Source organism: Mycobacterium sp. (assembly GCF_052144515.1).
Taxonomy (GTDB): domain Bacteria; phylum Actinomycetota; class Actinomycetes; order Mycobacteriales; family Mycobacteriaceae; genus Mycobacterium.
This window is the reverse complement of sequence record NZ_JBKQQD010000513.1, coordinates 1-10044: the sequence shown is the minus strand read 5'-3', so window position 1 is coordinate 10044 and position 10044 is coordinate 1. Positions and strand designations below refer to the sequence as shown.

The window sequence follows — 10044 nt, the reverse complement described above, 5'->3', positions numbered from 1 at the left end:
AGAAGTGATGCGTCGCCACTGCGCTGCATGTCCGGAATGAGCGCTGCCGGGCCGGTGAGATGGACCTCGACACCGGGAGGAGGCGGCGTCTGCTTTACGATGTTGCGGACCGCCGCCACGGATTGCTGTGCCAAGGTGGTGCCTTGGTTGCCGGCCAGATTCAACTGCACATATGTGGCCTTGCCGTCGGGGCTTTGCACGCCCGACGCGGTGAGTCGATCTCCCCACAAATCCTGCACGTGTTCCACATGCGGGTCATTTCTTAAATTACGAACTAATTCTCGATAATACGTACGAACGTCATCCCCGAGCGGTTGCCGCCCTTCTAACACGATCATTGCGAAACTGTCCGAATCGGACTCTTTGAAGGCCTTGCCCATGCTCGTCATGGCCCGCACCGACGGTGCGTCTTGAGGAGCCAGTGGTACGGAATGCTGTTCGCCGACCTGCTCCAACGGTGGAACCGCAAATGTCACAACCAGGGTCAAAGCCACCCACGCCAAAATGATGAATGGTGACAGCCCGCGGATCGTCCGCGCTACGAAGGGGGGCCGAGGGCGTTCGGTGCTCATGCAGCCTTCACCGGGTACTTCAATGGGTAGACAGCAACGGAATGCTCGCCGTGCACTTCGAAGCGGCAGGAACTGCTGCCGCTATCGCTCTGTGCCACGATGCTCCCAACGGTTGCCGGTTTTGCCCTGACTGGAAATGACTGGAAATCCGCCACTTACTGCTGCTATCTCAGCAACAAGGCGCGTACCAACGGACGGGGCCCAGTGGGCCGAAGTAACGCACTGGCCGGTCGGGGGCGCACTTGCTGAGGCCACCAGAACCAGCGTCCCAGCAGCGCGGCGATGGAGGGCGTCATGAACGCGCGCACCACCAGCGTGTCGAACAGCAGCCCCAGACCGATCGTCGTGCCCAACTGACCGACACTGCGCAGGTCGCTGACCATCAGCGACCCCATGGTGAACGCGAACACCAGCCCGGCGTACGTCACGACCTTGCCGGTGCCACCCATCGCACGAATGATGCCGGTGTTTATGCCGGCGCCTATCTCCTCTTTCATCCGGGCTACCAGCAACAAATTGTAGTCAGACCCTACCGCCAAAAGAACGATCAAGGACATGACGAGTACCGCCCAGTGTAATTGAATACCGAGCAAATATTGCCAGACGAATACGGAGAGCCCGAACGACGCGCCCAGCGAAAGCAATACCGTGCCTACGATAACCAGGGCGGCAACAAAACTTCGCGTGACGATCAGCATGACGATGAAAATAAGGCAGAGCGCGGCAACTCCCGCGATCGCGAGATCGTATCTGGAGCCCTGCACCACGTCCTTCACCATCGCTGCGGTGCCGGCGAGATAGACCTTCGAGTCTTCCAGCGGAGTTCCCTTGAGCGCCTCGTCGGCCGCGCTCTTTATCGGATCGACCCGCGAAATGCCCTCGGGTGACGCCGGATCGCTCTTGAGCAGTATGAACATGCGGGCAGACTTCCCGTCCGGGGACAAGAATATGTTCATGACTCGTTGGAAGTCCTTGTTCTTCAACACGTCCGGCGGTAGATAGAAAGAATCGTCGTTTTTGGCGGTGTCGAACGCCTTGCCCATGGCAGTCGGATTGCTGTTAGCGTCGTCCATCTGTCCGGTGGTCCCGGACATGGTGCTGTGCATCGTGAGCAGCATGTTCCGCGAGGCCTGCGTGATCGCGATCATCTGGGGAAACTGGGCGAGCACCTGCGGCAGGATTACGTTTATCTGATCGAGGTCTACTATCACCTCGCCCAACTTGTCGGTCAACATGTCAGCACCGTCGATCGGCTCGAACAGGCTTCTCAGCGCCCAGCAGAGGGGAATGTCGTAGCAGTGCTTTTCCCAGTAGAAGTAGGTGCGGATCGGCCTGAAGAAATCCTCGAAATTCGCAAGGTTTTGCCGCAACTCGTTCGTGAGGTCCTGCATATCATGTGTTTTATGCACTAAGTCATGCGTCGTGGCGACCATCTGCTGCATCAGGCCATACATGCGTTGCATGATGTTCAGCGCCTCCGATAGCATATCGGCCTGCTTGAGGAGATCGACCATGCGCGCATTTTGGAAATGCATGAATTGTTGCTGGCCGGCCTCTTGCATACTGAGCAAATACGGTAGCGTCGTGTGGGCTATCGGGGCTCCCTCGGGCCGGGTAACGGACTGCACCTTCGAAATGCCCGGAACAGCGAGGGCGGCCTTGGCCAATTTGTCCAATACCAAGAAATCAGCCGGATTGCGCAGATCGTGATCGGTCTCGACCAACAGTATCTCGGGTACCGTCATTACCGATGGGGGAAAATGCCGCGCTGCGGCCTCGTACCCCAGATTGGCGGATATTCCTTTGGGGATAAACTGCTGGTCGTTGTAGCTGGGTTTATACCCCGGCAGTGTCAATAGCCCGACCAGCGCGACCGCTGACGTCGCGACAACAATCGGTGCGGGCCAACGGACGATCGCCGTGCCTACCCGTCGCCATCCGCGATACGTGATTTTCCGTTTCGGCTCGAACAGACCAAAACGACTTCCGACGGTGAGAACTGCCGGAACCAACGTGATCGCGACCGCGACGGCGACCGTTACCCCCACCGCGCAGGGGATTCCCAGGACCCTGAAAGAGGGCAGCCGGGTAAAGCTGAGGCAGAAAAGTGCTCCGGCAATCGTCAAACCTGACGCCACAACGACCTTGGTGACCCCGCGGAATGTGGTGTAGTAGGCCGTCTCCCTGTCCTCGCCGGCCTGACGTGCCTCCTGATACCGCCCGACGAAAAATATCGCGTAGTCCGTTCCGGCCGCGATCACGAGAGACACCAACAGATTCACGGCGAAGGTGTTGAGATCGATAATTTCCTGGTGGCCAAGCAATGCGACGATACCCCGGGCCAACTGCAATTCGACGCCGACCACGAGCAGCAAAAGAATTACGGTGATGACCGACCGGTAGACGATAAGCAACGTAATCAAGATCACCAGCAGGCTCACCACAGTGACTGTGGCCACCGTTCTGTCGCCACTGCGGCCCATGTCCGCTGCGATCGCCGCGGGGCCGGTGACATAAGCCGTGACCCCCGCCGGGGCCGGCGTCCGTTCGACGATGCGCCGGAGGGCTTCGACCGATTCGTTCCCCAAGGCCTGGCCCTGTTTACCGGCGATATCTACCTGCACATAGGCGGCTTTACCATCGGTGCTTTGTGCGGCGCCTCTGGTGAGTTCGTCACCCCAGAAATTCTGAATGTGCCGCACATGCTTCGGATCGTCTTTGAGCTGTGCAATCAAACGGTCGTAATACTTGTGGGCGTCATCGCCGAGGGCTTGCTGACCCTCCAAAACGATCATCGCCGAATTGCCGCCGGAATCAGACTGCGTGCCGCCGGAATCAGATTGCTTGAAGTCCGCAGTCATACGAACTACCGCTTTGAAGTACGGCGCATCGGTGGGATACAGCGACATGGAACGCTCTTGCGCGACCTGCTCCAGTGAGGGAACGCAAATAATCAAGAAAGCGATGGTCGCCAACCACGCCAAGATGATGGGCACCGAAAGCCGACGGATCATCCGCGCGAAAAATGGCGGACTGCGGTGCAGTTGATGGGTGCTCATGCGGCCTTCAGCATGCAGGAGGTAAAGGCGCTCGCTTCGTGGTGCGAGATGTTCTCCGCCTTGACCACGCCTTCCACCAGGATGCGGCAGCCGATGGTGTCACTATCGCCCTGAGCCGCGACACTTCCGATGGACGTTGCCGCGTTGATCGCGAACTCCACCGACCACGGCAGGCTTACCCCGTCGGCATGCTGCGGGTCAGCATTGGCGCCGAAATAGCTGATCACGGCCACGGTCCCTGGCGGTCCGAAGACCTCGTACCTCATGTGCTGGGGATTGTAAGGTTTGGCCTCGTCATTTTTGGTGTCGGCGTACGAGAAGCTTTTCTCAGAGCCGAAGACGCCTTGCAGCCGAGACACGCTCAAACCTCCAGCGGCGAGCACCACCAGTATGACCAGCGGAATCCACAGTCGCCTCAGAACTCGGAAAAACACAGCCCCCCGATTTCGACGACCCTTTCCGGACCCATTTTGTGCTCGCGGCGTGGATGAACCTTGGCGAGCACGTCGCAGAAGAATGCGTCGGCGGTCGCGCCGTTGGCTAGCGTCTCGGCCTCTCTCGATGTCGACATCGGACCGCGCTGGCTTAACATCTCGCACGTTGCCTCGAATCACCGCACCACCCTAGCCGACACGAGTGCAATAACGGTTGCAAACCATAATGGTCCGTCCGCGATTTAAGGAAGTTCTCAGTGTGGCTTCCCGATGCGACCTCAGGTGCGCGGCGCAGGTTTTCGGCCCTGTGTGTGTCGTTGCGTCGGGGCCGCACGGGGATGATTCGTTAGTCGATCTCGCCCGTCAGGCCGAACTCAGCGAGCGTGCTCGCAACCAGCTCACGCAAAGCGGGCTTTGTGTTCTCGGCGCCCGGTTGGTAGGCGAGGACGGTGATGGTGAACTTGCCGAGCGCTGGCGAGCGGTAAGACAGCAGCTGCAACCGGCCGCCCATTCGCTCAAGCCACTGTCGCGTTGCATGTTGGTTAATCGCTCGTGCGTACATGTACTCGCACTCGGTGCCATCGAGGCGGGTCACCAGCGGGACGTCGCCGAAGTTAGAACAAACTACCGGGTGATCGGGGTCGGCGGACGCCAGATCGACCGCCCGTTTCCACGTCCGCCTCGGCGTGAACGGGGTCAGCGCAGCGAGCTGCAACGACTCATCTGGCGTTTCCCGGAGAGTCTTCAGCGCCTGCTTGATGGCAGCGCGGGCGTCACGCAGATCCGTCGTTACCCGCGTCGGGTCGACACTGACGCGGGCAAAGGACACTGCGACCGCACGCGTATCGTCCTCGGTGCGGTCGCTCACAACGAGTTGCGCGGTGACCGCGCCGTCACCGTCATGTCGGAACCCCATGCGCTCCCCGAGTTTCGCGGCCAACCCGGCGGCCAGCGTGTTACTTGTTCCGCCAAGAGTCTTCGCACGAACATCCCAATCATCCAGGTCGATGTAGATCGTGATACCGGGCACCACGACAGGGGCATCGCCGTCGCCTCCGCGGACGTCGACGGGTCGCGATAATCGGACAATACCAAGCTGGCGACGACGGGCCAGTTTTGCCGCCGTGATAAGTGCCCGGGCAACCTCGGGTGCGTCCCGCGCTGTTTGGCGGGCATCCTGAACCACCGCGCGCAATCGAGTGCGTGAACGCGGCGGCGGGTAGCCAAGATCGCGCGTGTTGCCCAAGAGCGTACCAACAAACTCGACGAGGGACCCGATGCCGTCGAGCAGGTAGTGGGAAACCACCATGCTGACCGCGGTTGAGCCGTCCATAAGGGGGAGGACGCCGAGATGCCAGCCGGGTCCCCATTCCGGATCAACAGGCAATTGTGAGCGTTCATCAGCCCAGTCGCTGAGTTCAGCGCGTGGACGGGCGCACTCAGCGATATCGATGTCCGACGGCCCCGGATCTGAGACCCACCGATGCCGGGCGAACGGCAGCGGCGAACGCTCGATGCGCCGTGCGAACAACCCGCGACCGAGATTGTGGTGTAAACGCTGCAGCGCATCGAAGTCGATAGCATGCTCATAAACCCACACGCACTGCATGGCTTCGTTCTGGCCGGCGGCGCGATGCCCCGCAAAGAATGCTTGGTCCACCAACGCCAGCCGATTGTCCGGCCGCAGCTCGCCGTTGGATGCGCGGTTGGTAGAGGGTGCGCGTGCGGGCCGTATCCGGAGTGGCACTGATCAACCTCCGATGACACTCGATTCGCTCGTGACGCCGAGTGGTGCGTACACCTCGTCACGGACGCTCAGCGTAGCCGATCCGGCGTTCCAGCTCGGCCTTTTATATATAGCCCAGACCCCAGCCGTGGTCGACGGCGCCGGGGGGACGAGACTTACATCGGTGTCCAAACCGCCTCCGGTTACCGGGACTATTTACATCTGTTCGCGGCTCGGCAGTTTTTGCGCCGGTACGTTTCTCGAACCCGGATGCCTGCCGTCCAAATCGATCTCGTCAGACAGGGCCACCCCTTATGATGTCGCCGTGGCCAGCTTCGGAACGCTTTTCGAACCGATGCACCGACGGTGCAGGGTTGGCCTGCTGCCGAGCCATCTTGCGGTGGGCCAGCGTGTTCCGGTGCCGTACGCGGCGTCGAGCGCGGATTCCTGCTTGTGATCCCCCACGCGCAGAACGGAACCCGCCCGGTCGCTCTGTTCGTGCTGGGCTTTGGCCGGTCCGGAACTTCTGCGCTCACGCGGGTTCTCTCGCTGTGCGGCGGTACTCTCCCGCCCGGGCTGTTGGGCGGCAGCTCGGAAAATCCGCGCGGCTTTTGGGAGCCGCGTACGGCAATCCATCTCAACGAAGTAATCCTGCGCCGCCACGGCAGCTCCGGGTACGACCCGACGCTGCGCGCGCAGGAGGAAGGCGCGTTCGACGTCGAAAAGAACGCTCAGTACGTCGCCAAGATCAAGGCGTATCTCGAAAAGTTGCCGGCCGCGCCGCTGATGGTCATCAAGGAACCGAAGATGACTGCGCTGTCTGGCATGTGGTTCGAGGCGGCACGTCTGGCCGGCTACGACATCGCGGCCGTGGTTGCGGTGCGCCACCTGCAGGAGGTCATCGGGTCGCTTGAAAGACGCGCTAACAGTCAGAATTACGTTCAAAATGGGCCGGAGTACACGAGTGCTTCGTGGTTGAAATACACGTTGCTGGCCGAGAGAGGTACGCGCGGCGTGCCGCGCGTGTTCGTCGACTACGCCAACCTCCTCGAGGACTGGCGTCGGGAAATAGACCGGATTTCTGAGGCGCTCGCGATCGATCTCGACACTCGGGATGAGGGCGCAATCGACGGGTTTCTCACACCGAATCTTCGGCACCACCGACACTGCGGCCCGGTTGCAGAGCCCCTCGGCGCGGACTGGATGTCCGCGGTCTACGAAGCGCTCGCCGCGGCCGCGCGGGACGAACTCTGGGATGCATCTGAGCTGGATCGCGTATACGAGGCGTATAGCGCGAGCGAACGTGGTTTCCGGAGGGTGTTTGAGGATTTCGAACGGTACCGCAAGCTCACCTGGCTCATGCCGACGTTCGCGGTGAAGTTGAGCCTTGAGGTCCTCGCACTGGCTCACCGGCGCAGGGGGACGTGGGCCTAGACCGCCCGGCGGATGCTAAGACAATGATTGGAATGCAGCTCGCCGCAGCTCACGCCTGCATTTCGCATAGCGCTTAAGGGAAGTGAAAGGCTCGGATTCGCGATGAGATTTGTGCTGGCTTTCTATGGGACACGCGGCGATGTCGAGCCCGGCGTCGCTGTTGGTCGTGAACTGTTGCGCCGAGGGCACGACGTGCGCATGGCCGTCCCGCCCGACCTGATTGGTTTCGCCGAGGAGGTTGGGCTTGCGGCGGTCGCTTACGGGCCGGATACGCGGGCGTGGCTGGAAGACACGCGCGACTTCTGGGGATTTTTCTTCCGGAACTTCTGGCGGGTCCGGGACGTGAGGGAGTTTTTGCGTGAAGCTCGCGAGCCCGGCATTCGGTGTTGGGGGGAGATGAGCACGATGCTGACGTCGCTGGTGGACGGGGCCGACGTGCTGATGACCGGCGTGAGTTACGAGGAGCTCGCTGCCAACGTCGCGGAATATCGCGACATTCCGTTGGCCGCGCTGCTGTGGTTTCCGATACGGGTCAACGGCCAGCTCATTCCGAAGCTGCCGGCGGCGTTGATCCGCTCGGCGATGACGGCGTTCGAGTGGCTGGTCTGGCGCGGGGTGAAGAAGGTTCAGGACGCGCAGCGTCGTGAACTGGGCCTGCCGAAGGCAAAAGGACCCGTGCCGCGACGGATCGCGGAACGCGGTGCGCTGGAGATCCAGGCCTACGACGAGGTGTGTTTTCCCGGGTTGGCGACCGAGTGGGCGAAATGGGATGGCCAGCGGCCCTTTGTCGGCACGTTGACGATGGAGTTGCCAACGGATGCCGATGAGGAGGTAGCCTCGTGGATTGCCGCGGGGACGCCGCCGATTTGCTTCGGGTTCGGCAGCATCCCGGTCGAGTCTCCGGCCGACATGATCGCGATGATCGGCGCAGCCTGCGCGCAGTTAGGGGAGCGGGCATTGGTATGCGCCGGCTGGACCGACTTCACCAACGTCCCACATTTCGACCACGTCAAGGTGGTGGGTGCGGTGAATTACGCGGCGATCTTTCCGGCCTGCCGCGCGGTCGTGCACCATGGTGGCGCGGGCACCACGGCCGCGGGCCTGCGCGCCGGAGTCCCCACGTTGATCCTCTGGATGGCGGACGTTCAGCTGATATGGGGAGCTGCGGTCAAATGGCTGAAGGTCGGCACCGCCCGGCGCTTTTCGAGCACTACCGAGAAATCGCTGGTCGTGGACCTCCGTACCATCCTGGCCCCGAAATACGTCGCCCGGGCCCGCGAGATCGCGACCCGGATGACCAAACCCGCCGACAGCGTTGCGGCCGCCGCAGATCGCCTGGAAGATTTCGCCCGGCTCTCGTGACCGCCCGAATCACGGGATACCCACCGAGATCGACTGCTAGCATCGCGCTTCATGTCTGAAAGCGGCGCCCCGGTGCGGATCGGCATCTTGGGTGCTTCCCGCTTTGCGCCGATGACCCTCATCAACCCGGCCCGGGGAAGTAGCGAGGTCGTGGCGGCTGCGGTGGCAGATCGCGATGTGTCGCGTGCTCGAGCGTTTGCCGCCGAACACGGCATCGCCCGGGCGCATGACAGCTACGAGGCGCTGGTCGCCGACCCGGACCTGGATGCGGTGTACATCGTGCTGCCGACCAGCTTGCACGGCCGGTGGACCCGGGCCGCGCTGGCCGCGGGCAAGCACGTGCTGTGCGAAAAGCCGTTCACCGCCAATGCCGCCGAGGCCCGCGAGATCGCCGACCTGGCCGCCACGTCAGACCGGGTAGTGATGGAAGGGCTCCAATACCGCTACCATCCGTTGACGTTGCGCGTCGAGCAGATCATTGCCTCCGGGGAGCTGGGCACCCTGCAGCGAGTGGATGTCGCCGTGTGCGTGCTGCTGCCGAAGTCCTCCAACGCCAACGTCTACGACTACTCCCTTGCCGGAGGGGCGACAATGGACGCCGGAAGCTATGCGGTCCACATGGTGCGCACGTTCGGCGGCGCGACCCCGGAAGTCGTCTCGGCGCGGGCGAAGCTGCGCGGGCATGAGGTGGACCGCGCCATGACGGCCGAGTTGCGGTTTGCCGGCGGGCACACGGGCCGGATCCGCTGCGCGCTGTGGTCGTCGGACCTGTTCCGGGCGAGTGCGAAGGTGGTGGGTGACCGCGGAGAGCTGCGTTGGCTCAGTCCAGCGGCACCGCAGATTTTCCATCGGCTCTCGGTCCGATCAGCCGACAGCAAACGTGTCGAGCGCTTCCCGCGCCGCAGCTCCTTCGATTATCAGCTGGACGCTTTCGCCGCGGCGGTGCTGCGCGGGGAACCGGTGAAGACGACACCGCAAGACGCGATCGAGAACCACACCGTCATCGATGCGATCTATCAGGCCGCCGGCCTTGCGCTCCGCAAGCCGTCCTGAACGCGAGTCCGTTCGCCCAAGCGACGGTTCGAAGACCCTGCACCCACGGTATCGTGTGTATTTGTGATTGAGTTAGACGGCGTCACCAAGTCGTTCGACGGGAAAATGTACGCGTTGCAGGGCGTGAGCTTTTCGGTGTCCACGGGCTCGATCTGCGCTCTGCTCGGTCATAACGGCGCCGGTAAGACGACCACGATCAACATCCTGTCCACGCTGCTGCGGCCCACCTCCGGGCAGGCAGTCGTGGCCGGATACGACGTGGTCCGACACCCCGCCCTGGTACGCGCAAGCATCGGGAGTACCGGGCAGCTCGCCGCGCTCGATTGGCAGCTCACCGGGCGGGAGAACCTGGTGCTGTTCGGCCGGCTGCGGGGCATGCGGCGCAAACATGCGCAACTGCGCGC

Annotated in this window: 9 protein-coding genes; 4 read left to right on the top strand and 5 right to left on the bottom strand. The window is 62.2% G+C overall.

What is annotated here, in order from left to right; all coding sequences use genetic code 11:
• The 5 genes from ACLP9N_RS34600 to ACLP9N_RS34580 form a co-directional block, all read right to left on the bottom strand.
• Window positions 1-572: MMPL family transporter (locus tag ACLP9N_RS34600; RefSeq protein ID WP_442411615.1), on the bottom strand; the 572-nt coding region annotated here is incomplete at its 3' end.
• Window positions 573-736: 164 nt separating this feature from the next.
• Window positions 737-3631 (bottom strand): MMPL/RND family transporter, encoded by a 2895-nt coding sequence (locus ACLP9N_RS34595; RefSeq protein ID WP_442411614.1) that lies wholly within the window; start codon window positions 3629-3631, stop codon window positions 737-739.
• Window positions 3628-4050, bottom strand: a complete 423-nt coding sequence (locus ACLP9N_RS34590) for an MmpS family transport accessory protein (RefSeq protein ID WP_442411617.1) — start codon at window positions 4048-4050, stop codon at window positions 3628-3630. The genes ACLP9N_RS34595 and ACLP9N_RS34590 overlap by 4 nt, the downstream gene beginning before the upstream one ends.
• On the bottom strand, window positions 4047-4202 hold the full coding sequence (locus ACLP9N_RS34585) for a hypothetical protein (RefSeq protein ID WP_442411613.1): 156 nt from the start codon (window positions 4200-4202) through the stop codon (window positions 4047-4049). Before ACLP9N_RS34585 ends, ACLP9N_RS34590 begins: the two co-directional genes overlap by 4 nt.
• Before the next feature lie 209 nt (window positions 4203-4411).
• Window positions 4412-5812, bottom strand: coding sequence for a hypothetical protein (locus tag ACLP9N_RS34580; protein WP_442411612.1), 1401 nt, complete (start codon window positions 5810-5812; stop codon window positions 4412-4414).
• Between the two features lie 432 nt (window positions 5813-6244).
• On the opposite strand from ACLP9N_RS34580, the gene ACLP9N_RS34575 reads away from it, so the two are divergent.
• The 4 genes from ACLP9N_RS34575 to ACLP9N_RS34560 form a co-directional block, all read left to right on the top strand.
• Entirely contained in the window at window positions 6245-7225 is a 981-nt protein-coding gene (locus tag ACLP9N_RS34575) for a sulfotransferase family protein (RefSeq protein WP_442411611.1), read from the top strand.
• A gap of 102 nt (window positions 7226-7327) precedes the next feature.
• On the top strand, window positions 7328-8587 hold the full coding sequence (locus ACLP9N_RS34570) for a glycosyltransferase (protein WP_442411610.1): 1260 nt from the start codon (window positions 7328-7330) through the stop codon (window positions 8585-8587).
• Between the two features lie 51 nt (window positions 8588-8638).
• Window positions 8639-9640, top strand: coding sequence for a Gfo/Idh/MocA family protein (locus ACLP9N_RS34565; RefSeq protein ID WP_442411609.1), 1002 nt, complete (start codon window positions 8639-8641; stop codon window positions 9638-9640).
• Window positions 9641-9745: 105 nt separating this feature from the next.
• The coding region (locus tag ACLP9N_RS34560; protein WP_442411616.1) for an ATP-binding cassette domain-containing protein at window positions 9746-10044 on the top strand (299 nt) is incomplete at its 3' end.

Bases quoted from the DNA above. Each gene is read 5' to 3' on its own strand.
- ACLP9N_RS34595 (WP_442411614.1), bottom strand. From the start codon at position 3,631: ATGAGCACCCATCAACTGCACCGCAGTCCGCCATTTTTCGCGCGGATG.
- ACLP9N_RS34585 (WP_442411613.1), bottom strand. From the start codon at position 4,202: ATGTCGACATCGAGAGAGGCCGAGACGCTAGCCAACGGCGCGACCGCC.
- ACLP9N_RS34570 (WP_442411610.1), top strand. From the start codon at position 7,328: ATGAGATTTGTGCTGGCTTTCTATGGGACACGCGGCGATGTCGAGCCC.
- ACLP9N_RS34565 (WP_442411609.1), top strand. From the start codon at position 8,639: ATGTCTGAAAGCGGCGCCCCGGTGCGGATCGGCATCTTGGGTGCTTCC.